Here is a 26645-nt window from a genome sequence, read left to right on the forward strand (position 1 = left end):
CTATGCCGCCTGAGCCGCTAAAGGCTCTGCTGGCGCCTCGATAGTGGCCGATTTTTTCAGGCCTCCGGTGCGCCAGGGCGGTGTCGCCCGCACAGCTTCCCAAACCGGGCTTTCCAAAGTCAAAGCCAATTGCCGGACCAGTTCCAGCATGCCTTGATAACCTTCGTAACCGAACTCGCGCTCTTGATTGATGTCCAAGAATGGAATGCGCGCTTTCAAAGCGGTGTACATGTTCCGGCCGCCGGCGATCAGAATGTCGGCTTTGTAGTCGGCAACGACTTTTAACAAGGCTTTCGGGCTGCCGTCTTCGATCATCAGCGTGTCTTCGCCCATCAGTTCGCGAATCCGCGCTTTGTCTTCTTCGGTAGATTTCTTGGTACCGGTGGCCACCACCACCATACCCAAATCCTGCAGTGCCGAGATCACCGACCAGCTTTTCACGCCGCCGGTAAACAACAATACCCGTTTGCCTTTTAGCCGTTCTCGCCAGGGCGCTAGCGCTTCGCGGATACGGTTTTCCTCGCGGGCAATGATGGCTTCGGTACGTTCAATTAAATCAGGATCGTTGATGACTCGGGCGAAATCGCGCAAGGCTTGGCTGGTATCGGTGATGCCGTAAAAGCTGCCTTCGAACCAGGGCGTGCCGTAGCTTTGTTGCAACTTGCGAGCGACGTTGACCATGGCCTTAGAGCACACCATCATGTTGACTTCGGCTTTATGCATGGTTTGCACTTCCCGGAAACGCGCGTCGCCGGACAAGGTACACAATACCCGCAAGCCCATTTCGTCCAGCAGCGGTAGCACGTGCCAAAACTCGCCGGCGATGTTGTATTCGCCCACCAGATTCACGTCATGTACCTTGATACCGGGGCGCTCGGTGCCGGGCGGCAACGGATCAGGATCGCGGGTGCCGATCACGTGATTGACCATTGCGTCGCCGGCGATGCGGTTACCCAGGTTTTTGGTGCCGTAGAAGCCGGCGCAATCAATAGGTACGACCGGCACGCCCCAGCGTTCGGCGGCGGATTTGCAGGTGGCATTGATATCGTCGCCCACCAGAGCCGGTACGCAAGTGTTGTAGATAAACACCGCCGGCGGATTGTAGGTTTCGATGGCTTGTTTAATCGCATGAAACAGGCGTTTTTCGCTACGCCCCATCACCACGTCTTGCTCGGTCAGATCGGTAGTCATACCGATTCGGTAGAGTTCCGAACCGGAAGAACGGGTACCGCGGTTGTCCCAGGAGCTGCCGGCACAGGCGATAGGACCGTGAACAATATGGGCGACGTCGGCGATCGGTAATAGTGCAATCTGTGCACCATCGAAGGCACAACCGCCCGCCGCCGAACCGGGTTTGGGTTTGGCGCAGCCGGACTTTTCCTTCTTGTTATGCTCGCAAGCCGGTTCGTCCAGCAGTTCCGCAATATCTTTGGTCGATTTCATAACACAACCTCACGTTTTTAATAATGCTTTTGCAACGGTTGTGCCAACTTATAAACGCTTGAATTTTCTATGCTTTGAGCCAAGCTCATTTGTAGCAAACCCGACAATCGACCGCTGGCGCCAAACAAAATATTGTCTGAGTTAGCCCGACCGCCGGGACCGGATTTATACTTTGCCCGCCAAGCAGCACTCCCCTACCGTTCACCATCGAGAACCATGACCGCTAAGCCCAAACGCCAGCACCGCTACAATCAAGGCACGACACTTTCCGCGTGGCGCGAGGCGCTGAACCAAATTGTGTTTGGTTCGGAAACCGCCGCCGGGCGGCGCTTCGATATCGCCTTGATCGTGGCGATTTTGCTGAGCATCGTGGTAGTGATGCTGGACAGCGTGGCCGATTTTCAACAACGTTACGCGACGGCGCTGTTCTGGGCGGAATGGCTGTTTACCGGTTTGTTTACGTTGGAATACGCGCTGCGTTTGATATGCGTACGTCGCCCTTGGCTGTATGCCCGCAGCTTTTTCGGGATTGTTGATTTGTTGTCGATACTGCCGGCTTATCTGGGTTTGCTGCTACCCGGCGCGGAATACATGCTGACTTTGCGGATTTTGCGGCTATTACGGATTTTCCGGGTGCTAAAACTTTCCGAATATCTGGAAGAAGCCGACATTCTGGTGGTGGCTTTGGTTAATAGCGTACGAAAAATCACCGTGTTCTTATACGCGGTGCTGACCCTGGTCGTGGTGTTCGGCACCTTGATGTATGTCGTCGAAGGTCCGACCGCTGGCTTTACCAGTATTCCCAAAGCCGTGTACTGGGCCATTGTCACCATCACCACGGTCGGGTATGGTGACATCGCGCCGAAAACACCGTTCGGGCAGATGATCGCTTCTACCATTATGATCATGGGCTACGGCATTATCGCCGTGCCGACCGGCATCTATAGCGCCGAATTGCTCAACACCCGCAAAAACCAAAATCTGGATAACCGCGCTTGCCGAAATTGCGGCGCCGCCAGCCACGATTTCGACGCAGCGCATTGCAAGTATTGCGGGCATCGCTTGGACGAATAGTGGCTGCGCAAACCGTTAAACTACCCGTAACGCAACACAGCTAATGCTGGAAGAGTTTTGGCATTATTTGGGCGTGCGCACCGCCAGCCGCCAAGCGCGCTTATTGGGTTACGCTCGGGAAATGGCTGCGTTGCAAGTCAGGCACCGCCGCTGTCGCCAGGCTTGGCGACCGCATATCCAAGCCACTCAGCAGGCTTTGCTGAGTGCCGCACAATTGCTAGGCGATACGGGTGGCGCCGCCCTGATTATCGGCGGTGGCAGCGCACACGATCTACCCATCGCCGAGTTATTGCAGCATTTCGATCAGTTAGTGTTGTTGGACATCGCCTTTAGTTACCCAAGCCGACGCCTTACCAAATGTTGGCCAAACCGAGTGTTTTGTCGTCCGCATGACGCCACCGGCATCGTGAACTGGCTGGCTCAGCATCGGCAAATCCCGCCAGCAGCGTTGGTGCGGAATCCTATAGCGCCCGAGTTAGCGGTTAAACCGCGTTGGGTCGCGTCGGTCAATTGCCTGACACAATTGCCTCTGCTTCCGCTGGACTGGTTGGCAAATACCGCCGCCGAGCCACGACAATTGGAAGCTTTCGGTCGGGCCGTGATGCTAGCCCATCTAAATGGGTTGGATAGCTGGCAAACGCCGGTTTGTCTGATCACGGAAATTGCGGATCAACGCCATGGCCGCGCCGGCTTCCTTGATCGAACGGATTACCGGCCCGTTTTGAGTGACTATCTTCAAAATGCCGATCAATTGGCCTGTTGGGATTGGCTGGTCAATCCACCCGGCGAATTGCCGGAAGGGGGTTGGGAGTCGAGAACAGTGGCGGCCTATTTAAAGTAGACCGCTATGCCCTGTGCGAGAACTAAGCTTGATTAGGCCGAACAGAAAACAGCCGAATCGCCGTCTGGCAACGATCCGGCACTTTGACTTAATCCATCAAAACGCGCAACCCGATTTAACCCCAAGCTTTTTCAGAATAATCGCCAGCGGACAAAAACCGCCGAACGACACTTGCACTAAATTAGCCCCCACAAACGCGGTAAACCACAGCCCATTCGGCGAATGCCAGTGCGCCAGCGCCAGACTGATCAGAACGAACGAGCCGGCAAACGCCATTACCAGACGATAAATAGACATATAGCCTGCTATTTCAAACGCACCACGCCGAGGAATTTCAATATCATGCGTTCATAAAATGGTTCGCTGATGCCGTTTTTAATCTTGCGCATGAAGTATTTCTCAAAACCGATTTTGGCCAGATGCACCCATTTGCCATGGTTGGACCAAGTGGTATTTCGGGGCGGGATTTGCGGCACGGCCAAGAACGCCACGCCGGTGTCGCCCAAGTCCGCGAGACACAAAGCGCTTAAACTCGGCATGTCCGACGGCTGTTTGCCGGCCAGTTCGTCGCGGATGTTGTGGGCGGTAGCCGTCACCATGGATTCGATCATGTAACCGGTTTTAGGGGTACCGGTCGGCACTGGGGTTTTCTCCACCGGCGGCAAGGCGATGCAGACCCCGACCGAGTAAATGTTTTTGTAGGTGGGATTACGTTGATATTGATCGACAATCACGAAACCGCGGGGATTGGTCAAACCTTCCGCGCCGCAATGGCGCACCGCATCTACGCCGGTAAACGCCGGCAGCATCATCGAATGCTTGAACGGCACTTCATATTTTTTCTTGTCGTTACCGTCTTCATCCACTTCGGTGACGTACATCATGCCGGCTTCGATGCGATCCACTTTGGCGTTGGTAATCCATTTGATGGTCTTGTCGCGCAGCGCGCTTTCCAGCAAGCCTTTGGTGTCGCCGACCCCGCCGAGGCCCAGGTGGCCGATATATGGCTCGGAGGTGACAAAAGTCATCGGCACTTTGTCGCGGATTTTGCGTTTACGCAGTTCGGTTTCCAGAATCATCAGATATTCGTAAGCCGGGCCGAAACAGGACGCTCCTTGCACCGCGCCAACCACAATTGGACCGGGATCGGCCATAAATTTGTCCCAATCCTCGGCAGCCAATGCAGCATGATCGACATGGCAGACCGATGAGGTATGCCCACCGTGCGGCCCCAAACCCGGTACTTCATCGAAGGCCAGGCGTGGACCAGTGGCGATAATCAAATAGTCGTATTCAACCGAAGAGCCATCCGCCAGATCAATTTTGTTGTTGGCCGGATCGACTTTGGTCGCGGCCTTTTGAATGAAGTTGATGCCTTTTTTCGCCATCACCGGCGCCAGCTCGATTTTCAAATCCTCCGGTTTGCGCCATTTCGGCGGCACCCAGGGATTGGACGGCACAAAGTGGAAAGTCGGCGAATCGGAAATCACCACGACTTCATGCGCATTCCCCACTGTTTCCTTCATTTCGTAAGCCATCGGCACGCCGCCGATCCCCGCACCCAACACTACAATTCTTGCCATGACCTTCTCCTCGCTGCTGTTTAGATGAACACACTCTGCGTATTAATTATTTTTATAGTGGTGTTATATGCTTCAAAACCTTACGGCTCAAGAACATTAGGACCTCCTGATGCAATGAACTGAAATATTCCCAGCTTTTGATTGCTTTTGATGCCGAGGTAGACTGGGTACAATGCCCACTAATTACAGCATGCGGAACACTACCATGACCGAGAAACACGATACTGAACAAGCCTGGCGCGAGAAGCTAACTCCCGAGCAATATCATGTCTGCCGGGAAAAAGGTACCGAGCCGCCCTTTACCGGCAAATATACCGATTGCGACGAAGCCGGCGTGTACCGCTGTGTCTGCTGCGGTCACGCCCTGTTTACTTCTGAACATAAATTCCATTCCGGCTGCGGCTGGCCCAGTTTTTGGAATCCGCTGAGCTCGGAAAGCCTGGATCAGCACCCCGATAACAGCCACGGCATGCGGCGGACTGAAGTGACCTGCCAGTCCTGTGGCGCTCACCTTGGTCACGTATTCGAAGACGGACCGCAACCAACAGGCCTGCGCTATTGCATTAATTCCGTGGCGCTGACACTGGAAAAATCATGATCTCCGCTCAGCAACAAGTGCAAGATTTGCTGGACTTCATCGACGCCAGCCCCAGCCCTTGGCATGCGGTTGCCAGCATAGAAGAACGCTTGCAGGCGCATCAGTTCCAACGCATCCAAGAAAGCAACACATGGTCATTGGTTAGCGGTGGTCGCTATTATGTGATCAGAGACGATTCTTCCATCGCCGCATTCGTCATCGGCAAACAAGCCTTGGCAGAAACCGGCTTCAAAATACTCGGCGCCCATACCGATTCGCCGGGGCTGCGCGTCAAACCGCAGCCGCTGATCGACTCGGACAAATTGTTGCGGCTGGCCGTGGAAGTATACGGCGGGCCAATTCTCGCTACGTTTACTGACCGTGATCTGAGTCTGGCAGGCCGTATTGCCTACCTGGATAAAAACGGCAACATCGCCAGCCGGCTACTGCGATTTGAAGAACCGTTGCTGCGTCTGCCGAATCTGGCGATTCATATGAACCGCGGCGTCAACGAAGACGGCCTGAAGCTAAAAAAACAAAGTGAGTTGCCACTCATTTTCTCGGCCAGTGTCGAGCAACAATTACCTGCCGACCGGTTTCGGCAATTGCTGGAACAAGCCGGCAACATTGCCGCCGAGCGAATTTTAAGTTGGGAGCTCAATACCTACGACACCCAGAAAGGCAATCTGTGGGGTGACGGGCAACTGTTTTATGCCGATAGCCAATTGGATAATTTGGCGTCTTGCCATGCAGGACTGACCGCTTTGCTGGATGCGCCGACACTAGATACCGACAGCACGTTGGTCTGTGCGTTTTTCGATCACGAGGAAATAGGCAGCGAAAGCTGCAAAGGCGCGGCCGGCAGTTTCCTGCCGGATGTGCTTGAGCGTATCGCCAATGCGGTAGGCAGTACCCCGGACGACTACCGGCGTTCGCTAGCTAATAGTTTTATGGTTAGCGCGGATATGGCGCATGCCTATCAACCCAACTTTCCCGGCGCCTACGAACCCGGCCACAAAGTTATCGTCAACCACGGGCCGGTCATCAAGGTAAATGTTAACCATCGTTATGCCTCCGAATGCATTTCAGAGGCTACTTTCATCCGCATTTGCCAGCAAGCCGGCGTGCCTTATCAAAAATACGCACATCACGGCGACCTACCTTGCGGCAGTACGATAGGCCCGATAGCGTCGGCGAAATTAGGCATCCGCAGTGTCGATGTCGGCTCCCCTATGTGGGCCATGCACAGCATTCGCGAGAGTGCCGGCGTACTCGACCATGCCTATATGATTCGGGCCTTGCGGGGATTTTTCAGCAACCGATAATTTTTCAACTATCCTTGCCTGATGATTTTATCCGGTAGGGAATAACCTTGGTTTCCGTCTTTTCCACTGATGACGCATTGTTGTTGCGGCGCGCTTTTGAGCTCGTAAAGTGGGTAATCCTATGTTGCGTTGTCAGTCAACCGTCGTCGGCAGACGAACTGAACCTGGAATATAAGGTCAAGGCTGCCTATCTCTATAACTTCACCAAATTCATCACTTGGCCGGAAAAAGCCAGCCCCACCTTTAATATCTGTATCATCGGCCACGACCCTTTCGGCAGTCTGCTGAGCCCGCTGGAGAGCAAGACCGTTCAGGAAAAACCCATTCGCTTGTTCAAATTCGATACGCCCAAACAGGCGAAAGATTGCGACATCGTCTATTTCGACAATCCCGAACAGCGGGCGGACCTTGCTTTACCCGGTGTATTACTGGTCGGATCGCTGAAAAAATCACTGACGGTCAGTAGTGAGCCGTTTTTTGCCGAATCCGGCGGCATGATCGGCTTTGCACTCGACGACGGCAAAGTCAAACTGCACCTCAACCTCAAAGCATTGAAGCAAAGCGGTTTTAACGTCAGCGCCAAACTCATCGAAGTTGCCACGCTGGTGGAGGGGGGTGAGCATGAGTAGATTCTTCTCGCGGCTATCCATCAAAGGCAAATTGTTCAGCATCGCCATCACCTCCAGCCTATTTTCCATGCTGTTGGCCTTGGTGATTTTGGTAACGGTGAACGTCACCGAAGTAAAGCGCAAGGCCCAAAGCGATTTAATAGCCGTAGCCAGCCTGATCGCCAACCGAAGTGTGGCCGCAGTGATGTTCGACGACGCCAATTTGGCCAAGGAAAACTTGGTGTCCTTGAATAATCTCCCCGATTTGCGCAGCGCTTGCGTCTACACCAAAAGAGGTCAGTTATTCACCTCGCTGGACAAGCAATCCGCCACCTGCCCGATCGTATCGCATGGCTTGCGTAATTATTTCGATAAACTCAACCTTTATGTTTATCAGCCCATGCGCCTGGACGACGAAATTGTCGGCGGAATCTTTCTGTCGTCGGACCTCAGTGCGGCCTTCTGGCGAGAACTGCAATTTATCGGTGTGGTGCTGATTGTATTGTTTGTGGCGTTATCGATTACCTTTTTGCTGACTGCCCCCTTATTAAACCGGGTGGCGAAACCCATCGCACAACTGGCTAAAACCGCGCAGAAAGTCAGCCAGGAACACGACTATTCCTTGCGCGCAGCCAAGCACAGCAATGATGAAATGGGCATTTTGGTCGATGCGTTCAACGGTATGCTGGATACCGTGGAGATTCAAAACAAAGCCTTGATTAGTGTCAAAAATAACTTCCAGGCCTTGTACGACAACAACCCGACCATGGTGTTTAACCTGGATATGCAAGGGCAAATCATCTCGGTAAACCGCTTCGGCGCCCGCCAGCTGGGTTTGAGCGTTGAAGAACTGCAAGGCTGCTCTATTTTCAACTTCGCCCATCCCGAAGATATAGGCAACTGCAACCAGTTCTTCCAAATCTGCCGTAATCATCCCGAACAAGTACATAAGCTGGAAAGCCGCATCATCTGCCGCAACGGCAACATCATCTGGGCCAGGGAAACCGCGCGTCTGGTGAAAGACGAAAACAATCGTTCGCACCTGTTGCTGGTTTGCGAAGACATTACCGAAACCCGACGCCTCTCGGAAAAAATCGCTTATCAGGCCAGCCACGACGAATTGACCGGCCTAGTCAACCGCCGCCAATTCGACATCCATATTCAAAACTTGGTGTTGGAGGCGCAAGCCAACGACAGCCATCACGTTTTGTGTTATTTGGATCTAGATCAATTCAAAATCGTCAACGATACCTGCGGCCATCTGGCGGGCGACGAGCTACTACGGCAACTCGGCGAAGTACTGCGTCAACAAGTACGCAGAATGGACATATTGGCTAGACTGGGCGGCGACGAGTTTGGCATCCTGATGTCGTATTGTTCTCTGGAACAAGCCATCATCACCGGAGAAAAGTTACGTAATGCGGTATGCGACTTCCAATTTGCCTGGGAAAATCGCAGTTTCAATATCGGCGTAAGCATTGGTATCGCCCCCATCAATCGCGCTTGCGGCAATGCTGTTGATGTATTGAAAGAAGCCGATGCCGCCTGTTATGCCGCCAAGGAAAAAGGCCGCAACCGAGTGCATATATTCAGCCCGGACGATGAAGAACTCACGCTGCGCCAAGGCGAAATGCAATGGGTGGAAAAAATCCGCCTGGGAATCGAGCGAGACCGCTTCCAGTTGTTCGGTCAATTGATCGTACCCATAGCCGCTAATCGTGGTGGTCTGCATTTCGAGACCTTAATCCGCTACCGAGACGATCAAGATAAGGTGATTCCGCCCGGCGCCTTTCTACCTGCTGCGGAACGCTACAATATGGCTTCGCCTTTAGATCGTTGGGTGATCTCCCGATTGTTCGAGCACTTGGCAACGACGCCAGGCTTTCTGGACCGTCTGGAAATGTGTTCGGTCAATCTGTCCGGTTTGTCGCTGTCGGACCAAGCCATGCTGGGCTTTATCGACGAGCAATTCCGCAAATGGCAGATACCCACCCACAAGATTTGTTTCGAAATCACCGAAACGGCCGCCATTAGCAATCTTTCCTATGCCCGGCAATTTATCGATTCGCTGCGCCAAAAAGGCTGCTCGTTCTCCCTGGATGATTTTGGCAGTGGCCTATCGTCTTTCGCTTACCTAAAGAACCTACCGGTCGATTATTTAAAGATAGACGGGCTGTTTGTAAAAGACATACTGGATGATCGGGTGGATTTGACTATGGTTAAAGCGATCAATGAGGTCGCCCATGTAATGGGCAAAAAAACCATCGCCGAATTTGTGGAAAACCAGAGTATTTTCGATCTACTACAAACCTTGGGAGTGAATTACGCACAAGGCTACGGCATTGCCAAACCGGCACCACTGCGGGAATTATGAGAAATCCTATGCTGAAAACAGTGAAGAAACGGCTTTTCAAACACTCTCTAGTCCTCAGCCTCATCGGTCAGCAGGCCTATGCCGACCAAACCGTCAACGATTTTCTGGATTTATCGCCAGCGGAATTAGCTAATATTTCAGTGAGTATTGCCTCGGGTACCGCCAAATCGGTATCGCAATCGGCAGCAGTGACCACCGTTATCACCGCTGAGCAAATTGCCACGATGGGCGCTACCGATCTGCACGAGGTGCTGGAAACCGTACCTGGCATGCATGTTACGATCCAACCGGTGACTAACGACTATAGTTACACGATGCGCGGCATGCGCAATGAAACCAATGCCGAAGTCTTGCTCATGCTCAACGGCACACGTTTCTCCGTGCCCTATCAGGGTACGCATATGGCGGGAATGATTATTCCCGTCGAAAATATTCAACGTGTCGAGGTGATTCGCGGGCCGGGCTCCGCGCTTTACGGTGCCGACGCCTTCGCGGGGGTGATTAATATTGTCACCAAAAAGGCCGCGGATATTGATGGCGTCACGGTCGGCGCACGCGGCGGCAATGCCGATACTAAAAGCGCTTGGGGCCAATACGGCGGTAAATGGCAAGGCTGGGATGTAGCGGGTAGCCTGCAATATAGCCATAACGGGGTCGATCCCGAGCGAATCATCGCTGCCGACGCGCAAACCCAAGTCGACCAAGCGTTGGGAACGAATATATCCCTCGCTCCCGGCCCCATGCAAACCCAAAACGAACGCTGGAACAGTCATCTGAGTTTACAGCGCAAACATTGGGACTTGGGATTTTGGGCTTTTAACGAAAGCGACTACGGGTTTCGTTCCGGCGCTTATGGCGCGCTGGATAACAAGGGCAAGGGCAATGGCAGCAATTACTTGGCGGATGTGCGTTATTCCACTGAGGATGATCTGGAGAACTGGGAACTACAAGCACACGCCAGCTTTTTACATAGCGATGTATCCGCCAATATTTACGGATTTCCGGCCGGCTCAATTTTACCGATTGGCGCGGACAGCAACGTCACCGATCAACTGGCGGCGACCCGAGGCTTGGTGCTATTTCCGGAGGGGCTGCGCTTTGTCGCCGGTTTTAAAAATACTGTACCCAGTTTTGAGTTAACCAGTATTTACAAAGGCTTTTCCGATCATTTAATCCGCATGATCGCCGGCTTCCGGTATGAGGAGATGAACACCCAGGAAGCGCGCAATTACGGCGTAGGTGTTATTAACGGGTCCGGGCTATCGGCATTTCCCGCCATCAATGTTGCTGGCGGTTTACAAGACTTAACTGGAACCCCTCTCACATTCATTGACGACCATCATCGCGACATCTGGTCCGCGGCGATACAAGACGAATGGCAATTTGCCAAGGACTGGCACCTGACCACCGGTTTGCGCTTTGACCACTATTCCGACTTTGGCGGCACATTGAACCCCCGCGCTGCGTTGGTCTGGAACATCAATTCTGAATTGACTGCTAAATTGCTCTATGGACAAGCTTACAGAGCGCCAAGCTTCGTAGAACAATATCAGCAAAACAGTCCGCTTTTCCTTGGCAACCCGTCTTTGAGCCCGGAAACCATCTCAACTACCGAGCTGGCATTCGATTATCGTCCAACGAAAAATCTGAGAACCGCGTTGAATTTGTACCATTATGAGATCCGCGATTTGATTAGCGGCCCGATTTCCGGAGCCGGCACGCTAACCGAGCGTAACACGTCAGGTCAAGACGGCTATGGCAGCGAGTTTGAATGGGATTGGAAGTTTCACGCAGATTGGAATCTACGCGGTAACTACGCTTGGCAATTTGCCCGCAACGAAGCGACACACACCCGGGTTAGCAATGTCCCCGAGCATCATGTTTACACCGCACTCGCCTGGAATTTTATGCCGAAATGGCAGATTCAAACCCAAATTAACTGGATAGGTCACCGCCTTAGCAGCCCGGAAGATACGCGAGTTTTAAAAGATTATGAAACGGTCGACCTAACTTTAAATGCTAAAAAACTGATGGGATATCTGGATCTGACGGCATCGGCTAGGAACCTGTTCGATAGCCACGGCAAAGAACCGGCTACATCCAGTTATCCTTATAATTTGCCCATCGCCGGACAAACTTTTTATTTCGAGGCTGGTTTACACTTTTAGCTGCTTGCTTGCAGCGAATAATTCCGGTGGATGGCATCCAAAAGGTAAGCAACGATCTTACGGCTCAACCAAGCCTCGCCGGTAGCGACTGCGTGGATCATTCTGTTGATATAGGCCGCCAGCGACTGACTATTCTGATAGCCCTTGGCGCCGGCCAACACGCAGTGCAGAATTTGCTCTTCATGCAAGTCATCGCCGATGATCACGATATTACTGGTCGGACTGGCCGCCAATAACAAGTTGGTATAGTCGGGCGTTTGGCTACCGCGCAACGCAAAATTCAGCAAAATGATGTTGGGTTGGAGCTGTTCAGCAGCATTAAGAGCTTGGATCTCATCCGAATAAAACGCAACATCCGCTTCCGCCATCAACATCAGTGGCTGGATTTGGTCGATGTTATCGATTACTTGTATTTTCATGATAAATCTTGCTGTCTGTTAGCTGACTGGCTTGCCACTTTGACCTCCGGAACTAATTTGTTAAATTCCTACGGCATTGCCCCTGACTATTGAATTCAGTTGGTAACATCGATAAATCCGTGTAATCCACGCTTGGAATCGACCGCCAGCCAACGCCTTAAGTATTGCAGCTCTTCGGTAGATTGCAATTCTTCGAGGCTTTTTTTATTTTTCAACAATCTGAACGCGGCGGAAAGCACTTTGTAATTCTCACCCACTATACCGGCTCGCCGTAAGCCCACTATGTTGAGCCGATAATGTTTCGCGGGCCGGCCACCTATCAGCATAAACGGGATCACGTCCATGTTAATCCCCGTAGTGCCTTGCACAATGGCATAAGCGCCGATCCGGCAAAATTGATGCACAACTACCGCCCCGCCCATAAACACGTTATGCCCCACCTCTACATGACCACCAATCGCCACATTATTGGCAAAAATCGTTTTGTCACCAACCGCGCAATCATGGGCAACGTGGCTGTTGTTCATGAAATAGCAACCTGAACCGATCCTGGTAGCGCTGCCAGCTACTGTAGCCCTATGGGCGGTAAATCCTTCTCGAAACACGTTATTGTCCCCAATCTCTAGCCACGACTCGGTTTGCGCATCAAACCCCAAATCTTGAGGTAAGCCGCCTAGCACAGCGTGCGGGTGTAACACATTACCGTCGCCCATTTTGACATGCGCATGCACTACGGCATGCGCACCTATTCGACTATTCGCGCCAATTACCGCACCCGCCTCTATCACCGCAAACGGCCCAACGCTGACGTTTTCTCCAAGCATGGCGCCGGTTTCGATAAAAGCGGTGGGATGAATCGATGCAGTCATGGTTAGCCTCTTGGATGATGTTGGGTATGTAATACTTTCAAACGCTGTTGGGCAATATGCGTATAAATTTGGGTAGTGGATAAATCCGAGTGGCCGAGCAGTAGCTGAACCACTCTAAGGTCAGCGCCATGATTCAATAAATGCGTGGCAAACGCATGACGCAGCGTATGCGGCGACAAATGTTTATCGATACCTGCCCGCACAGCATAGCGTTTGATAATGTGCCAAAAAGCCTGTCTGGTCATAGAAGTGCCCCGGGTGGTAACAAACAAATAGTCGCTTTGCCTATTCCCCAGGATTGCTTGTCTGGCAGTATTCAGATAACGTTCGGCCCAATCCATGGCTTCTTCACCAACAGGCACCAGGCGTTCCTTGTCGCCTTTGCCGACGATGCGCAGACAACCTTGCCGAAAATTAATTTGGCTAAACTTGAGTTCGACTAACTCGGACACCCGCAGCCCTGTGGCGTAAAGCATTTCGAGCATCGTTCTATCCCTAAAACCCAACTTGTCGGCAACTTCCGGAGCATTTAACAATAATTCGACGTCGGTTTCTGACAATGAATCCGGCAACGTGCGGCCAAGCTGTGGCGAGTCTATTAATTGGGTAGGATCGATATTAATCTTACCTTCGCGCAGCAAATAACCGTAAAAGCGCCGCAAACAAGAGACAATTCTGGCCGACGAACGGCTGGTTATACCTTGTTGCTGTCGGTTAGCCAAAAAACTTTTGATCGTCGTGTCGTCAACAGCGGTTATATCCTTATCCTTCAGCCACTTCGCAAACAATTTAAGATCGCTGCCGTAAGCCGATAGCGTATTGTCGCTTAATCCGAATTCCAGCCACAATGCGTTTAAGAATGCCTCTATGGTCTGCGCCGAATTCATTCCCTGTCCAATCCCAAACCACGCTCGTACTCGAGTAAACGGTGTTTAAGCGCCACAAACTCGCCATCGGCCTGCCCCATAAAACCGCCGATGCCACGCTTTGCCACCACCCGATGACACGGGATAATCCCGGCATAAGGGTTATTTCGGCAAGCCCCCGCTATTGCTCTAGGTCCTGAACCCAGCGTTTCCGCCAACCCCGAATATGTTTCCACTTGCCCGACGGGAATAGCCAATAACGCACTCCAAACCGTATTAGCATACACGCTACCCTGGCTTAGCAAGGTAACATGCAGTTCGGTTTGCATCGGGTTTAACAGATAATTTTGCACACTAACAGCCTGGGGCGACAAAGTCTTAGTTAACTCTCCGCCAACGTGCCAAGATGCGTCCGTAATGATTTCACCGGCCATGGTTAATATCAATTCCGCATTGAGTAGTGGCACGGCGAGCAGGGACTCTTCACCATCCGCAACATTTTGCCAAACGATATGTAAAGGCATCACATCTCTCTTTTGCTATCGGCAAAAAAAAAGGCAGCTGAGCAGGCCGCCTTTTCTCATTACCTGATTCGCTACAAACGAACCAGATTGCAGCGTATTAAGAAAGTTTCTCTTTGATACGTGCGGCTTTACCAGCCAAATCGCGCAGATAATAAAGTTTAGCGCGACGAACGTCACCGCGACGTTTTACTTCGATACTGCCAACTGATGGACTGTGAGTTTGGAAAACACGCTCAACACCCACGCCATGCGAAATTTTTCTGACAGTAAATGCTGAATTCAAACCGCGATTACGTTTTGCAATCACAATACCTTCAAAAGCCTGTAACCTTTCCCGCGTGCCTTCAGTTACTCTAACTTGCACCACGACAGTGTCGCCAGGTCCGAATTCCGGTACATCTTTTTTCAGCTGTTCAGCTTCCAATTCTTCAATAATTTTACTCATAACCACACCCTATTAAACAACTTCAGTTCTAAATTCTTTCAACAAAGCATCCTGCTCTGCGCTTAATGTTACTTTTTCAAGCATATCCGGCCGCCTCGACCAAGTCCGTCCCAACGCTTGTTTCATCCTCCACCGCTTGATGTCGGCGTGATTTCCGCCGAGCAACACATCAGGGACGTCGCCAATATCGCTATGCTCGGGTCGCGTGTAATGCGGGCAATCCAACAGTCCATCAAAATGCGAATCTTGTTTAGCAGATTCATCGTCACCAAGTACGCCAGGAATTAACCTGGTAACCGCGTCGATTACTATCAAGGCTGCCAGCTCGCCACCGCTGATGACATAATCGCCCAGCGACCATTCTTCGTCACAAGCATGCTGGATAAAACGCTCGTCTATACCTTCATAGCGTCCGGATACGAGGATCAATTGATCATAGCAACTCGCATCCAGCAACAACTCTTGACTAAGCAAACGCCCCTGCGGACTCAAGCAAATTACTTTGCGGTTAACCAAGACATTATGCTGCTTGGCTGCATTCACTGCGTCGAGCAAAGGTTGGCATTTCATGACCATTCCCGGCCCGCCACCATAAGGTCTATCATCGACGGTCCGGTGTTTATCGAGCGTGTAATCGCGGGGATTCCAAACCGACAAACCGACCAAGCCTCGTTCAATCGCCCTACCGGTTACTCCGTAACTAGCAGCATCGGATACCATCTCAGGGAAGAGACTGATAACGTCAAAACGCATGCCTTTAGTTAAAAGTCCGGATCCCAATCGACGAGAATCAAGCCTTCGTCAAGATCAATTTTTAAAACAGTACTCTGCTGCAAAAACGGAATCAGACGCTCTAACTCCCCGTCAACTACGACCAGAACATCGTTAGCGCCGGTTTCCAATAAATGATCAACTTTGCCTAATTGGCAACCCTCTAGATTGCGTACTTCCAGCCCAATCAGATCCGCCCAATAATATTCGCCATCGCTCGCTTTGGGTAATTGTTGCTTGCGAATCAAAATATCCGCGCCCATCAACCCTGCTGCGACATCTCTGTCAGTAATATCTTGCAACTCTGCGACGACCAAACTGCCTTGCCGCCGACCTCCAAGCAATTTAACTTCGTGGAAGTGGCTATTTTTTCGCAGAATCCATGGGGAATACTGCAATATGTTTTCACGGGGATCGGTGAAGGAATAGACTTTTACCCATCCTTTTACACCAAAAACGCCGGACACTTGGCCGACGTTCAAAAAATCCCCTTCTGACAAAGCTAAAATTAAGCGGCTGCTTTATCGGCGTCTTTAATCAATCTAGCGACGCGGTCAGTTGGTTGGGCGCCATTGGCTTTCCAATATTGGACGCGTTCGCTATCCAAAACCAATCTTTGCTCACCACCGCGAGCCAACGGATTAAAGAAACCTACGCGCTCGATATAACGACCATCGCGACTGCTTCTGCTGTCGGTAACAACAACATGATAGAAAGGACGATTCTTAGCGCCGCCTCTGGACAAACGAATGCTTACCATTTGGATACCTTAAATAACATTGAATCAAAAAACTTAATCAAACTATTCTACGCGATTTTTACAATAAGTGAAGGACAAATTACGACAATCACATTCTCATGCCGCGCATATTGCTCTTCAAACCGCGCATCATGTTAGCGATATTCCCTTTGCTGAATTTTTTCATCATCTTTTCCATCATTTGATGCTGCTTCAACACACGATTTACAGCTTGCAAATCCAAGCCGCAACCATCGGCGATACGCTGTTTCCGACCGCCTTTAATCAGATCGGGAAAACGCCGCTCTTGTTTGGTCATTGAGTTGATTACGGCAATCTGATGCGCCAGATCTTTGTCGTTGACTTTATCCTTAATATCTTTGGGCACTCCACCCATACCCGGCAGCTTATCCATCATCGCGCCAAGCCCGCCCATATTCTGCATTTGTTCAAGCTGCTCCTTCAGATCGTTCAAATCGAAGCTTTTGCCTTTTTGCAGCTTTTTGGCTAATTGCTCGGCCTTTTTTTTGTCGACATTTTGCTCGATATTCTCAATCAGCGACAACATATCGCCCATACCGAGAATACGCGAAGCCAACCGATCAGGATAGAAAGGCTCTAAGGCATCGGTTTTTTCGCCGACACCGATAAACTTAATCGGCTTGCCTGTTATATGCCGAATGGAAAGCGCCGCTCCGCCACGCGCGTCGCCGTCGGCCTTGGTCAGAATGACACCGGTCAATGGCAAGGCATCATGAAAAGCCTTGGCAGTGTTTGCAGCATCTTGACCGGTCATACTATCAACCACAAATAAGGTCTCAATCGGCTTGATTGCGGCGTGCAAAGCTTTGATCTCTGCCATCATCTCGTCATCGACATGCAAACGTCCGGCGGTGTCGACAATTACCACATCTAAAAATTGGCGCTTTGCTGCATCTATAGCCCTGTTGACAATATCAACAGGATTTTCGCTGACATCGCTTTCGAAAAATTTTAATCCAACATCGGCGGCCAACGTCTCCAATTGCTTAATCGCGGCAGGACGATAAACGTCAACACTCACCACGCCTACCTTTTTCTTTTTCTTTTCTTTAAGGTGACGACCCAACTTCGCCACTGTAGTCGTTTTACCCGCACCCTGAAGACCTGCCATCAATACGATTGCCGGCGGGTTGATCCGTAGATTCAGCTCTTCGTTAGCCGAACCCATCACCTTGACCAGCTCGGACTGCACCACTTTGATCATTGCCTGTCCTGGCGTCAAACTGGTTTGCACTTCCTGACCCAACGCGCGCTGAGTAACTTGATCGATAAAATCGGTCACTACCGGCAAAGCAACATCGGCTTCCAGCAAAGCCATTCTTACTTCGCGCATGGTGTCCTGGATATTGCTCTCGGTCAGACGACCTTGGCCTTTAATTTTTTTTAGTGTGCCACTGAGGCGATCAGATAAATTATCAAACATAGCTGCGTCTTTATTTTTCTAGGGTTCCGGCGGATGTCTGCCAACACAAACGGATTACAACAATTGGTCTGCTTAGTTTAACATAACCGAATCGCAACACCTTTTGATTATTCCCTAGCCATCGCCATGTACACCACACCCGTCGGCCTATTTTCGATATTAAGCTACGCGATTGCCGCAACATTGATCGTTAAAGAAATCTTTGGCGCCAAACCGCACCGGCTATCCATGCAACTGGCTTGGCTTGGCGCAGGCTCACATAGCGCCTACACCGTCCTGAACGTACAAAACCATGATGGATTCAACTTCAGTTTTTTCAGTACCGCATCGCTGGCAGGCCTGGTTATTTGCCTTCTGCTGCTAATTGCCTCGCTGGACAAACCTGTGGCAAAACTGGGCGTGTTGATTTTTCCAGTCGCTGCTGCCATGCTGGCTTTAGATATTCATTACCCAGCTACGCCACGCCTAATTGTGAACCACAATTGGCAGATGAGCACTCACATACTGACATCGATATTGGCATTCAGCCTATTAAATATCGCCGCCTTACAAGCCATTTTATTGGCCGTTCAGGATCAACAATTGCGCCATCGCCACCCCAAACGCTTTATGTTGGCTTTACCACCCTTGCAAGCCATGGAATCACTGTTGTTTCAAATGATTGCAACGGGATTACTGTTTTTGACCGCATCCTTAGTCACCGGCTTCTTTTTCGTAGAGGATTTATTTGCGCAGCATTTGGTTCATAAAACCGTACTATCGATACTGGCCTGGATAATTTTTTCCGCACTACTGTTCGGCAGGATTCGCTATGGCTGGCGTGGGCAAAGCGCAATTCAGTGGACCCTCATAGGCTTTACTTCATTACTATTAGCCTATTTCGGCAGTAAATTGGTTTTGGAATTGATATTGAAAAAAGTTTGACCCTTTAAAAATAGCCCGAGGCCACGCAGCACCACATCCGCAGTTAAAATCCAGCGGAAACCAACGCAGCCTTCATGGTGAGAGCAACTTCCAGATCAGGTTTTTGAGCCAAAATATAATCCAGCATCATGATAGCCGCATCATAGATTCCTTGCTCCGTATACAAGTTAGCCAATTTTATTTGCGCCAACGTATCGCTGGGGAATTGGCCGATGTAATTATTGTAGGCGTCTATAGCGACCATCACATCGCCATGCAGCCTTTGCATTTCCGCATATAAGGGTAAGTAGACGGGATTCAATTGCGACAAACACTGTAACGCTAAATTGGCGGTATGAGCGTCATCGCCATCGATACCGATATCCGCAATTCTTATCAGAGCCTGCTCTACCAACACACCACCACCGTCAACAATTTGTCGATATGCATCCAGCGCCTGGGCCGATGCGTGTTGCAATTCGGCCAAGTAACCAGTAATCAAATGGCGATACGGCTCAACCGCCTGCCGATCCTGATGCTTACTCAGACTAATCAGCAAATCACTCAATTCTTCGATTTTTTTATGCTTGAATAACAAGCCAGCCCTTTGCTTCAGACTTGAAAGATTTCCCTGGCTTTTGGCCTTGGCAAAATGCCGAGTATGTTTATCATGAACAATATCTAAGAAGCGTTTTTCAAAATCGGCAAATTGAGCCCGAACATCTACCGGCACCTCAGCGGCAGTAGCTTTCCACAATCTTGCGCGCCCAAAACTTCTGTCTTTTCGATATTGCTCCATTATCAAACCAAAATCCGGCACATCCGCATATTCCTGTTGCCTGGCCTTAACTCTTTCAACAGCATCATCCAACAAACACATCAATTTCGCTGCACCTTCCCGATAGGCGTCATAGAAAACATTGCCAAGTTGCTTGGCTTCTTCAGCACTCCACGCCTCATCGTTAAATGCCTTAGTCAACTTGATAAAACTTCTGATACCAAAGCTTTTTACCAACTTGCTGTAATGCCTATGTTCTCGCTTAAACTTCTTCTCGATCTGATCCAGTCTTTTTTTATCCTTATAGTTTCCAATGACCCCATCGGCACTATACATCTCATCGTTGACACGGCGCGCATTCTCCGCCAGACGGGCAATTCCTTTGATCTGAAATTGGGCACGCCCCAACTCATCAAGAACTTGTTTGTAATATTTACTATGCTCAGCGGCTTCGCTAACGCGCTCGGCTACGATTTCAGCCACATTAATGGAGCCATCCCCAAATTCAATTTCGGATATGGGTAAATACTCGATATTTTCGACTTTGGCAGAACCGCCGGAAATATTGAAAATCCGACATCCCATGCCAGACAACTGTTTCGCCTGAAAACCCAGCGAGAGAATAGCCTGTGAAAAGTCGCAACTAGTAGGTGCCATAAATCCGGCATTTGTCTCTACTTGCAACGATGTCAAATTAAAGCGTGGCCCGGCCAGTTGCTCGTCGCTACCGCTGGCATGCGTGAAGCCTTCTTTGGTGAAGCATAAGTCTACGCCGGCGAGCACTATTCTTTTGAAGCCAAAATGATACGCCACGCTCAGCGCAGTATTGGTCACCGTCGGACCCGCACTGCCAATATTCGCTACATTCAGTGGCGACGGCCAAGGTAGTCGCGGACCAAGATAGAACCCAAGACCGTGCCATTGGTTAACTAAAGTGGGGACAGTGTGGTAGGAATAGACAAAAATCGGTTTGCTGCTGAACTCGAGCATTTCCTTGCTGATATCAAAGCTCAGATCAGTCGGATCCACCGAAAACACAAAATCCGGCTCGATATTGGCTTGTAATAACTGGCGAGAAATTCTGGAAACCGCAAAAACCACAACGTCGTTCCGATGCGATCTGAGCCATGGTAAAACCTCATCAAGCGAGGGACCACCCGCCAAAATTAATACCGTCTTATCGACAAAGGCCTTTTCCAGCACTTTTGCCGGCCGTTGGTTATCGGCTAGGTTAATAATCTGTCTAGCAATAAACGCCTCGCTACCCAGCTCGACGCTAATTTGCCAATGCAGTTGCGATAGAACTTCCGTGATATGCCAACTTAGCTCTGCATACTCCTCTATATAATCGTCTTGCGCACAAATTGCATTGTAGGAGCGTACTGCGTTGATATACAAATAGTCGTTTATTTTGAAATTTTTAATAGCCTCCGGCCATTGCTCCAAACCAACACACAGAATCTTCTCATCCAAGCCATCAAGCAATTGGTTTTGTTTTAAAGCCTGCAAAACACCTTCCGGCTCAATGAAGAGGTAGCGCGTACCCTTTGGTAAAAACTTGCTTTGCAGGTATTTTGGCAATAACCCTGAATCCGTGCCGATAACCACATTAAGCGTATCTTCGGCAAACAGATCCTTACCAAACTTCGCGTCAAACAACACTCCAGCACTCACTCTATCGAAGCTGTTTCTATTCAGGTTGAAAAAATATTTTTCACCAAAATCATTTACGCCTATTGGCCCTAAGTCATATTGTCTCACCTGATCAAGTTCATCATCCATTTGCTACTTCTTGATTAAAGTTTACGGAATCTCACTAGCTACGCATCAGCTTAGCATTCCTATATTCAAATGCACCGTGAATTCAGGTTAAATAATGCTGGTGCTTTTATTTCAATAGCTGTAATACACCCTGGGTTACTTGATTAGCCTGAGCCAACATTGCCGTACCGGCCTGCTGCAGAATTTGACTGCGGCTTAAATTCGCAGTTTCGGCAGCGAAATCGGCGTCCATGATCCGCGAACGTGCAGAGCTTTGATTTTCAATAGAAGATTGCAAGTTAGAGATAGTGGTCATAAATCGATTTTGTATCGCACCTAAATTCGAGCGGAACGTATCTATGCGCTTTATAGCGGTATCAATAGCAGATATTGCTGACCGTACTTTAGCAGAAGCTGCTCCAGATCCAATAGAGTAACCAGCCGCACCAAAAAGTGCGCTTAGACTCGTGACTTTTATCAAGTCTGAAACCGTAACAGAAACTTGGTTGTCTGCTGCAGTATTCGCACCCACTTGAAAATTCGCACCTATTAACGAGCCGTTTAAGATTTTTTTTCCGTTGAATTCGGTATTTTGAATAATCCTTTTCACTTCAGACCCCAATTGCCTGAATTCAGTCTGTAGTTTATCTCTGTCACTACCACTTACAGCAGCCCTGTTAGCGGCTTGCACAGCCAAGTCACGCATCCGTTGCAATGTCTCAGTTATTGTGCCCATCCCAGCTTCCGCAGTTTGCGCCATGGAGATACCGTCGTTGGCATTGCGCATAGCAACAGTCATACCGCGAATTTGCGATGTCATCCGGTCGGCAATCGCCAAACCGGCGGCATCGTCTTTAGCACTGTTGACTCTGAGACCTGATGATAAGCGCTCCATAGACATTTGCAGGCTATCGTTAGTCCGCGTCAGAAACTTCTGACTATTCAATGACGCGATGTTTGTATTGATGACCATTGATGATGGCATGATCGTTCTCCCGGTTGATACTAAATGGAATAGGCATTATTGCCGCCACTAAACATCAATCACTTTTCATGCCAATGTATAAAAATCCCTTTTAAATTCAATAATTAAAAAATAATACGCTATTAGCATCATCAAGAACGGCTAAAACACACCCGATCAAAGGCGGTTTCGCCAATTAAACAGCCTTAAGCCAATTAGAACGACATTTTTTTGACTCGCCCCTCCGAAATACCTTACCTAGAAGAACCACATACCAAATACCTCCAATAAAAACAAAAAAATTAAATTAAATCAACAATATACACAAGAATCACATAACTTGAGGATCGCTATTTCAATATACGAAAGGATTACAAAAACGTCGAAGAGTGCTGCAAGCTGAAATCAGGCAAACAATTGAGAACCTTAGAAGAACACACAGAGGAGCGGCATTTCATTGCCGCCAGAACAACAATCAAGAAATTAAGGGGTATATCGATACGCTGAACAGCGTGTTGGAACGGGATGACCCGGGGAAAAACGGGGATAAGTCTGAATCAGATAACTTAGTAACTGTTATAAGCCTGCATTGCCTTGCGGCCGCGATCCAAGACTGATTGCTGAGCAGCCGAGAGCGACTTTTGCTCTTCGATATAAGAAATAAAAACCGCATCCTGCTCAAGCATCGACTGAGCTACTTGCTTGACAAGTAGTTTTTTATGCTCTGGCAAGCACGCTACGCCCGCAAAAAACTGTTCTAAACAAACTTGCCTTTTATCCAAAATATCAGCCAGCCCCTCCCATTCCGCTTTTAGTATGCACTCTTGGATATTGTCAGCAAAACCTTGTAATTGTTGCTGCCACTCCAAGAAATTAGGATCCGGGAAATCAAGAGACATCAGGCAATCGCATCCCAGGCTTCTTTGACGTCTTTCATCAATACAGTTACCTCGTTTAATATGTCCTCGCTGTTTTCACTGCTTGCCTGTAACAGCCGAAAGTTGATGTAATCGTACAATTGGCGAAGATTGACGGCAATTTCGCCACCCTGCTCTAGGTCAAGCACCTCATTCAGACCACCAACTATGCCAATTGCCTTGGATATATAGATACTTTTCGCTTCCATATCCCCGTGAGTAATTGCACCTTTAGCAGAATTGATTCGAGCCAAGAACCCTTCCATCAACATTTGAATCAGCCGATGGGGAGATTCCTCGCCAAAATTGCTGGAGGTATGGACCTCTGCGTATTGTCTAGCGCCTTTTCTATGAGCATCAACGTACATGGGAAAACCTCTTCATTACAATTTGCTGATCCAGTTACTTAGAAAAGAACCGGTTGATTTAAATTTACCTACATTGACGTCCATGGCTGTGAATTGTTTTTGCAAAGTCTTTTGCAAATTATCCAGCCTAACCTGCACGTCGGCTTTACGACTATCCAAGGCTGACAATTGTTTTTTCAGCGATGTTTGCTGACTATCCAACGGCCCACCCGATTGCAATACGTTATCCAATTTTGAATAAAGCCGGGTCGCTACGCCATCAGACGACGAAAACACGTCACTTACAGATTGTAAACTGGCACTCAATGCGGTGTTAAGCTGCGTGCTATCCAATGACATCACGCCATCTTTATCTATTTTTATGCCGATCATGGCTAGCGAGTTATAGCTGCCCGTTGCTGAAGAAACCGGATTTGCCGAATCCTGCCTGACTTGAGAAGTCACGTAACGCAGGGTAGCATCGCCGATTAACGCACCATTTCCGGAACTGCTACCGCCAGTACCTCCACCATATTTGCCCAAATCTTTGGAAGTGGTATGTAACTTGTTGTACGCAGTGACGAAACTTGTCAGCGTTTTATTGACAGCCTCATTGTCCAAACTAACATCGACGTTTACTTTGGTACCCACTTGAGCAGATTTCAAATCTAAGGTCAGACCTTGGATGACATCGGTTATGGAATTGGTGCTTCGTGTCGCGGTTTGACCATCGACTTTGATAATAGCGTCGGTAGCCGTTGTCTGAGCGCTCAAGTTAGAAGAAAAAATTTGTGACAATCCTGACGTATCGGCGTTGTTACCATCGTCATCGGTACCCGTCACAGTAAATGAGTTGGCGAGTCCTGAATTTTTGGCTGTGAGGACTAACTTGGAAATCGTGCCGGTGCCGGTCGAGTTGTCGACGTTAACGATACTTGCGGTAACGGAGGTATTGCCGGAAGCGTTGTTGATAGCGTCCCTGATTCCCAACAACGTGTTATTGCCCGAAGCAACCGTCACATTGAACGAAGCTCCGGCGGTGGTTGCGATAGTCAAAGATCCAGTCCCAACGGTGGCAGCCGAGTTGGCAAACTCCCCCGAAATAGATTTTTGCGCCTTCGCCAACTGAGTAACTTCGACGGCATAAGACCCGGCCACGGATCCTGCACCCGCCGCGACTTTTAGGATAGATTCGTCGGCAGACGCGGCTTTATGCGTTTTAAACAGATTCCCATCTTTAAGTTTGCTTACGACCGTCTGGAAATCGGACAACGCGCTTTTCAAGGTCCCCAACCCACTCAAGCGCGTATTCGTTGTGTCTTGTTGCCGCTGTATCGCATTCAGTGCCGGCTGACCTTCAGCTGTCACCAATTGCGACACGAGGGTGCCAATATCGATACCGCTACCAATACCCGTCGACGAAACTATGCTCATGACACTCTCCTCATCCGACTAACTTACTAAGCACGATCCTGAATCATAGAGCCTTGTTGGCCATCTAACTCCTGCATTCTTCTGATAAACGCCAGCATTTCTTCGGACGGAATTTGCCGCACGACATCACCCGTTTCACTATCAACGACTTTCACCACTAATTCCTTGGTTGAATCATCTACTTTGAATTGGAGATTACGGTTAACCGATTGAAGCAGCGAATTTCCTTTATCTGCCGCTTTTTTTACCGAATCGAAAGAAGGCTTGGCTTCGTTCTGTTTGTCCTGTTCCTGATTCGAGACTAAAGAGGACACAGTCGAGTCATTTTGCAACGCGGAAATACCAGGGCTACGCTTTTCGGCATCGGCCTTGGGGCCCGCAAATGATTTTTCATCCGTTTGCTTATCGGCTTTAGCAACAGTCACGGGAGATAGCTTTAATACATTTGAAATCTCACTGTTCATGACATTCACCTTATGCTTTTCGTATTAAACGGGAGGTTACGATAAGCAACCTCCCTATCAAAGCTACCTTAGCAAACTCAACACGGATTGACCGGACTGATTAGCCTGCGCCAGCATCGCTGTACCCGCCTGTTGCAAAATTTGCGTTTTACTCAAATTGGATGTCTCAGTTGCAAAATCGGTATCAAGGATACGCGATCTTGCGGCGCTTTGATTTTCAATTGAAGATTGCAGATTAGCAATTGTGGTCGTAAACCGGTTTTGAATCGCACCCAAAGTAGATCTGAAAGTATCGATCTTCTTGATGGCACTATCAATAGCGGATATTGCTGACCGAACTTTGGTTGATGCTGCACCAGATCCAATTGAATAGCCAGCCGCACCGAACAGCGCACTCAAACTGGTTACTTTTTCTAGATTGGATACAGTAACCGAAACTTGGTTGTCGACTGTGGTATTCGCGCCGACCTGAAAGTTAGCACCTGCCAAAGAGCCATTGAGGATCTTCTTACCGTTGAATTCTGTGTTTTGAATGATCCTTTTGATCTCTGCACCCAGTTGTTTAAATTCAGTTTGCAGTTTGTCTCTATCTGTGCCACTCACTGCCGCCCGGTTGGCAGCTTGAACAGCTAAATCACGCATCCGTTGTAAAGTATCAGTGATTGCCCCCATACCAGATTCAGCTGTTTGCGCCATCGAAATACCGTCGTTGGCGTTTCTCACTGCTACGGTCATACCGCGAATTTGCGATGTCATTTTATCGCTGATGGCTAAACCTGCCGCGTCGTCTTTTGCAGAATTAATCCGCAAACCAGAAGACAACCGCTCCATTGAGGTAGCTAGCGAGTCATTAGTTTTATTAAGGAAACGTTGACTATTCAACGATCCGACGTTTGTGTTGATTACCATTGCCATGATGTTACCCTCCAAATTTCGAAAACATTCAACGCTTCGAAGATTTTGTGTTGTGTTGAATTAAAAGGATT

Annotated in this window: 27 protein-coding genes; 8 read left to right on the top strand and 19 right to left on the bottom strand. The window is 49.5% G+C overall.

The genetic code is table 11. The annotated features are described in order from the left end of the window. Nucleotides 1-1443: a nitrogenase iron-molybdenum cofactor biosynthesis protein NifE gene (nifE, locus tag ACR02O_RS21140; protein ID WP_033157159.1), complete on the bottom strand. Its 1443-nt coding sequence runs from the start codon at nucleotides 1441-1443 to the stop codon at nucleotides 1-3. A 216-nt stretch (nucleotides 1444-1659) separates the two neighbouring features. Between nifE and ACR02O_RS21145 the strand changes: the two genes are divergently transcribed. Both ACR02O_RS21145 and ACR02O_RS21150 read left to right on the top strand, forming a co-directional pair. After that, nucleotides 1660-2517 (top strand): ion transporter, encoded by an 858-nt coding sequence (locus ACR02O_RS21145; RefSeq protein WP_205453405.1) that lies wholly within the window; start codon nucleotides 1660-1662, stop codon nucleotides 2515-2517. A gap of 43 nt (nucleotides 2518-2560) precedes the next feature. Continuing rightward, a complete protein-coding gene (locus ACR02O_RS21150; protein WP_458138239.1) occupies nucleotides 2561-3358 on the top strand; it encodes a hypothetical protein in 798 nt (265 codons plus the stop codon). Nucleotides 3359-3454: 96 nt separating this feature from the next. Here ACR02O_RS21150 and ACR02O_RS21155 read toward each other — a convergent pair whose 3' ends face one another. Further along, complete coding sequence (locus ACR02O_RS21155; RefSeq protein WP_458138240.1) at nucleotides 3455-3655, bottom strand: YgaP family membrane protein; 201 nt, start codon at nucleotides 3653-3655, stop codon at nucleotides 3455-3457. 8 nt (nucleotides 3656-3663) lie between these two features. Then, nucleotides 3664-4941 carry an NAD(P)/FAD-dependent oxidoreductase gene (locus tag ACR02O_RS21160; RefSeq protein ID WP_458138241.1) on the bottom strand — a complete coding sequence of 426 codons (1278 nt, stop codon included), beginning with the start codon at nucleotides 4939-4941 and terminating at the stop codon, nucleotides 3664-3666. A gap of 205 nt (nucleotides 4942-5146) precedes the next feature. Between ACR02O_RS21160 and msrB the strand changes: the two genes are divergently transcribed. Genes msrB through ACR02O_RS21185 form a run of 5 tightly spaced genes read left to right on the top strand, consistent with a single transcriptional unit; the run spans nucleotide 5147 to nucleotide 11993 of the window. Continuing rightward, nucleotides 5147-5539: a peptide-methionine (R)-S-oxide reductase MsrB gene (msrB, locus tag ACR02O_RS21165; protein ID WP_171696461.1), complete on the top strand. Its 393-nt coding sequence runs from the start codon at nucleotides 5147-5149 to the stop codon at nucleotides 5537-5539. Beyond that, on the top strand, nucleotides 5536-6843 hold the full coding sequence (locus tag ACR02O_RS21170; RefSeq protein ID WP_458138242.1) for a M18 family aminopeptidase: 1308 nt from the start codon (nucleotides 5536-5538) through the stop codon (nucleotides 6841-6843). Before msrB ends, ACR02O_RS21170 begins: the two co-directional genes overlap by 4 nt. Nucleotides 6844-6890: 47 nt before the next feature. Further along, nucleotides 6891-7472 carry a YfiR family protein gene (locus ACR02O_RS21175; protein WP_458138243.1) on the top strand — a complete coding sequence of 194 codons (582 nt, stop codon included), beginning with the start codon at nucleotides 6891-6893 and terminating at the stop codon, nucleotides 7470-7472. Beyond that, nucleotides 7465-9825, top strand: coding sequence for an EAL domain-containing protein (locus tag ACR02O_RS21180; protein ID WP_101051785.1), 2361 nt, complete (start codon nucleotides 7465-7467; stop codon nucleotides 9823-9825). Before ACR02O_RS21175 ends, ACR02O_RS21180 begins: the two co-directional genes overlap by 8 nt. A gap of 8 nt (nucleotides 9826-9833) precedes the next feature. Further along, nucleotides 9834-11993 carry a TonB-dependent receptor plug domain-containing protein gene (locus tag ACR02O_RS21185; RefSeq protein WP_458138244.1) on the top strand — a complete coding sequence of 720 codons (2160 nt, stop codon included), beginning with the start codon at nucleotides 9834-9836 and terminating at the stop codon, nucleotides 11991-11993. On the opposite strand, the gene ACR02O_RS21190 is transcribed toward ACR02O_RS21185, so the two are convergent. The 9 genes from ACR02O_RS21190 to ffh form a co-directional block, all read right to left on the bottom strand. Beyond that, the gene (locus ACR02O_RS21190) at nucleotides 11990-12412 is read right to left on the bottom strand and encodes a transcriptional regulator (protein WP_205453398.1); all 423 of its coding nucleotides are present in this window, start codon (nucleotides 12410-12412) and stop codon (nucleotides 11990-11992) included. The genes ACR02O_RS21185 and ACR02O_RS21190 overlap by 4 nt on opposite strands. 95 nt (nucleotides 12413-12507) lie before the next feature. Continuing rightward, nucleotides 12508-13281: an acyl-ACP--UDP-N-acetylglucosamine O-acyltransferase gene (lpxA, locus tag ACR02O_RS21195; RefSeq protein ID WP_205453397.1), complete on the bottom strand. Its 774-nt coding sequence runs from the start codon at nucleotides 13279-13281 to the stop codon at nucleotides 12508-12510. A 2-nt stretch (nucleotides 13282-13283) separates the two neighbouring features. Continuing rightward, a complete protein-coding gene (xerD, locus tag ACR02O_RS21200; protein WP_494522362.1) occupies nucleotides 13284-14168 on the bottom strand; it encodes a site-specific tyrosine recombinase XerD in 885 nt (294 codons plus the stop codon). Further along, nucleotides 14165-14671, bottom strand: coding sequence for a methylated-DNA--[protein]-cysteine S-methyltransferase (locus tag ACR02O_RS21205; RefSeq protein ID WP_494522363.1), 507 nt, complete (start codon nucleotides 14669-14671; stop codon nucleotides 14165-14167). Before ACR02O_RS21205 ends, xerD begins: the two co-directional genes overlap by 4 nt. Nucleotides 14672-14768: 97 nt before the next feature. Next, nucleotides 14769-15116 carry a 50S ribosomal protein L19 gene (rplS, locus tag ACR02O_RS21210; protein ID WP_020484866.1) on the bottom strand — a complete coding sequence of 116 codons (348 nt, stop codon included), beginning with the start codon at nucleotides 15114-15116 and terminating at the stop codon, nucleotides 14769-14771. Between the two features lie 12 nt (nucleotides 15117-15128). Beyond that, entirely contained in the window at nucleotides 15129-15869 is a 741-nt protein-coding gene (trmD, locus tag ACR02O_RS21215; protein WP_494522364.1) for a tRNA (guanosine(37)-N1)-methyltransferase TrmD, read from the bottom strand. A gap of 8 nt (nucleotides 15870-15877) precedes the next feature. Further along, nucleotides 15878-16369, bottom strand: a complete 492-nt coding sequence (gene rimM, locus ACR02O_RS21220; protein WP_253734497.1) for a ribosome maturation factor RimM — start codon at nucleotides 16367-16369, stop codon at nucleotides 15878-15880. A 26-nt stretch (nucleotides 16370-16395) separates the two neighbouring features. Next, nucleotides 16396-16647, bottom strand: a complete 252-nt coding sequence (gene rpsP / locus ACR02O_RS21225) for a 30S ribosomal protein S16 (protein WP_033157173.1) — start codon at nucleotides 16645-16647, stop codon at nucleotides 16396-16398. An 88-nt stretch (nucleotides 16648-16735) separates the two neighbouring features. Further along, nucleotides 16736-18091: a signal recognition particle protein gene (gene ffh / locus ACR02O_RS21230; RefSeq protein WP_033157174.1), complete on the bottom strand. Its 1356-nt coding sequence runs from the start codon at nucleotides 18089-18091 to the stop codon at nucleotides 16736-16738. A 126-nt stretch (nucleotides 18092-18217) separates the two neighbouring features. Here ffh and ACR02O_RS21235 point away from each other — a divergent pair, with 126 nt between their 5' ends. Then, nucleotides 18218-19015, top strand: a complete 798-nt coding sequence (locus tag ACR02O_RS21235) for a cytochrome C assembly family protein (RefSeq protein WP_458138246.1) — start codon at nucleotides 18218-18220, stop codon at nucleotides 19013-19015. A 43-nt stretch (nucleotides 19016-19058) separates the two neighbouring features. Here ACR02O_RS21235 and ACR02O_RS21240 read toward each other — a convergent pair whose 3' ends face one another. From ACR02O_RS21240 to ACR02O_RS21270, 7 genes are all read right to left on the bottom strand, one after another. Next, nucleotides 19059-21554, bottom strand: a complete 2496-nt coding sequence (locus ACR02O_RS21240) for a 6-hydroxymethylpterin diphosphokinase MptE-like protein (RefSeq protein ID WP_458138247.1) — start codon at nucleotides 21552-21554, stop codon at nucleotides 19059-19061. 106 nt (nucleotides 21555-21660) lie between these two features. After that, on the bottom strand, nucleotides 21661-22518 hold the full coding sequence (locus ACR02O_RS21245) for a flagellin N-terminal helical domain-containing protein (protein WP_192394772.1): 858 nt from the start codon (nucleotides 22516-22518) through the stop codon (nucleotides 21661-21663). Between the two features lie 545 nt (nucleotides 22519-23063). Continuing rightward, on the bottom strand, nucleotides 23064-23396 hold the full coding sequence (locus ACR02O_RS21250; protein WP_319960454.1) for a hypothetical protein: 333 nt from the start codon (nucleotides 23394-23396) through the stop codon (nucleotides 23064-23066). Then, the gene (gene fliS / locus ACR02O_RS21255; RefSeq protein ID WP_026602079.1) at nucleotides 23396-23782 is read right to left on the bottom strand and encodes a flagellar export chaperone FliS; all 387 of its coding nucleotides are present in this window, start codon (nucleotides 23780-23782) and stop codon (nucleotides 23396-23398) included. Before fliS ends, ACR02O_RS21250 begins: the two co-directional genes overlap by 1 nt. A 15-nt stretch (nucleotides 23783-23797) precedes the next feature. Then, entirely contained in the window at nucleotides 23798-25195 is a 1398-nt protein-coding gene (gene fliD / locus ACR02O_RS21260) for a flagellar filament capping protein FliD (protein WP_458138248.1), read from the bottom strand. A 26-nt stretch (nucleotides 25196-25221) separates the two neighbouring features. Continuing rightward, complete coding sequence (locus ACR02O_RS21265; protein ID WP_458138249.1) at nucleotides 25222-25659, bottom strand: flagellar protein FlaG; 438 nt, start codon at nucleotides 25657-25659, stop codon at nucleotides 25222-25224. A gap of 63 nt (nucleotides 25660-25722) precedes the next feature. Beyond that, nucleotides 25723-26574 carry a flagellin domain-containing protein gene (locus tag ACR02O_RS21270; RefSeq protein ID WP_458138250.1) on the bottom strand — a complete coding sequence of 284 codons (852 nt, stop codon included), beginning with the start codon at nucleotides 26572-26574 and terminating at the stop codon, nucleotides 25723-25725. Between the last annotated feature and the right edge of the window lie 71 nt (nucleotides 26575-26645).

This window comes from Methylomonas sp. PHL2-19 (assembly GCF_059331595.1).

What these genes read in the sequence shown, in the direction of transcription:
- nifE (WP_033157159.1), bottom strand. Translation starts at nt 1,443, where the DNA reads ATGAAATCGACCAAAGATATTGCGGAACTGCTGGACGAACCGGCTTGC.
- ACR02O_RS21145 (WP_205453405.1), top strand. Translation starts at nt 1,660, where the DNA reads ATGACCGCTAAGCCCAAACGCCAGCACCGCTACAATCAAGGCACGACA.
- ACR02O_RS21150 (WP_458138239.1), top strand. Translation starts at nt 2,561, where the DNA reads ATGCTGGAAGAGTTTTGGCATTATTTGGGCGTGCGCACCGCCAGCCGC.
- ACR02O_RS21155 (WP_458138240.1), bottom strand. Translation starts at nt 3,655, where the DNA reads ATGTCTATTTATCGTCTGGTAATGGCGTTTGCCGGCTCGTTCGTTCTG.
- ACR02O_RS21160 (WP_458138241.1), bottom strand. Translation starts at nt 4,941, where the DNA reads ATGGCAAGAATTGTAGTGTTGGGTGCGGGGATCGGCGGCGTGCCGATG.
- msrB (WP_171696461.1), top strand. Translation starts at nt 5,147, where the DNA reads ATGACCGAGAAACACGATACTGAACAAGCCTGGCGCGAGAAGCTAACT.
- ACR02O_RS21170 (WP_458138242.1), top strand. Translation starts at nt 5,536, where the DNA reads ATGATCTCCGCTCAGCAACAAGTGCAAGATTTGCTGGACTTCATCGAC.
- ACR02O_RS21180 (WP_101051785.1), top strand. Translation starts at nt 7,465, where the DNA reads ATGAGTAGATTCTTCTCGCGGCTATCCATCAAAGGCAAATTGTTCAGC.
- ACR02O_RS21185 (WP_458138244.1), top strand. Translation starts at nt 9,834, where the DNA reads ATGCTGAAAACAGTGAAGAAACGGCTTTTCAAACACTCTCTAGTCCTC.
- ACR02O_RS21190 (WP_205453398.1), bottom strand. Translation starts at nt 12,412, where the DNA reads ATGAAAATACAAGTAATCGATAACATCGACCAAATCCAGCCACTGATG.
- lpxA (WP_205453397.1), bottom strand. Translation starts at nt 13,281, where the DNA reads ATGACTGCATCGATTCATCCCACCGCTTTTATCGAAACCGGCGCCATG.
- xerD (WP_494522362.1), bottom strand. Translation starts at nt 14,168, where the DNA reads ATGAATTCGGCGCAGACCATAGAGGCATTCTTAAACGCATTGTGGCTG.
- ACR02O_RS21205 (WP_494522363.1), bottom strand. Translation starts at nt 14,671, where the DNA reads ATGCCTTTACATATCGTTTGGCAAAATGTTGCGGATGGTGAAGAGTCC.
- rplS (WP_020484866.1), bottom strand. Translation starts at nt 15,116, where the DNA reads ATGAGTAAAATTATTGAAGAATTGGAAGCTGAACAGCTGAAAAAAGAT.
- trmD (WP_494522364.1), bottom strand. Translation starts at nt 15,869, where the DNA reads ATGCGTTTTGACGTTATCAGTCTCTTCCCTGAGATGGTATCCGATGCT.
- rpsP (WP_033157173.1), bottom strand. Translation starts at nt 16,647, where the DNA reads ATGGTAAGCATTCGTTTGTCCAGAGGCGGCGCTAAGAATCGTCCTTTC.
- ffh (WP_033157174.1), bottom strand. Translation starts at nt 18,091, where the DNA reads ATGTTTGATAATTTATCTGATCGCCTCAGTGGCACACTAAAAAAAATT.
- ACR02O_RS21235 (WP_458138246.1), top strand. Translation starts at nt 18,218, where the DNA reads ATGTACACCACACCCGTCGGCCTATTTTCGATATTAAGCTACGCGATT.
- ACR02O_RS21240 (WP_458138247.1), bottom strand. Translation starts at nt 21,554, where the DNA reads ATGGATGATGAACTTGATCAGGTGAGACAATATGACTTAGGGCCAATA.
- ACR02O_RS21245 (WP_192394772.1), bottom strand. Translation starts at nt 22,518, where the DNA reads ATGCCATCATCAATGGTCATCAATACAAACATCGCGTCATTGAATAGT.
- ACR02O_RS21250 (WP_319960454.1), bottom strand. Translation starts at nt 23,396, where the DNA reads ATGTCTCTTGATTTCCCGGATCCTAATTTCTTGGAGTGGCAGCAACAA.
- fliS (WP_026602079.1), bottom strand. Translation starts at nt 23,782, where the DNA reads ATGTACGTTGATGCTCATAGAAAAGGCGCTAGACAATACGCAGAGGTC.
- fliD (WP_458138248.1), bottom strand. Translation starts at nt 25,195, where the DNA reads ATGAGCATAGTTTCGTCGACGGGTATTGGTAGCGGTATCGATATTGGC.
- ACR02O_RS21265 (WP_458138249.1), bottom strand. Translation starts at nt 25,659, where the DNA reads ATGAACAGTGAGATTTCAAATGTATTAAAGCTATCTCCCGTGACTGTT.
- ACR02O_RS21270 (WP_458138250.1), bottom strand. Translation starts at nt 26,574, where the DNA reads ATGGCAATGGTAATCAACACAAACGTCGGATCGTTGAATAGTCAACGT.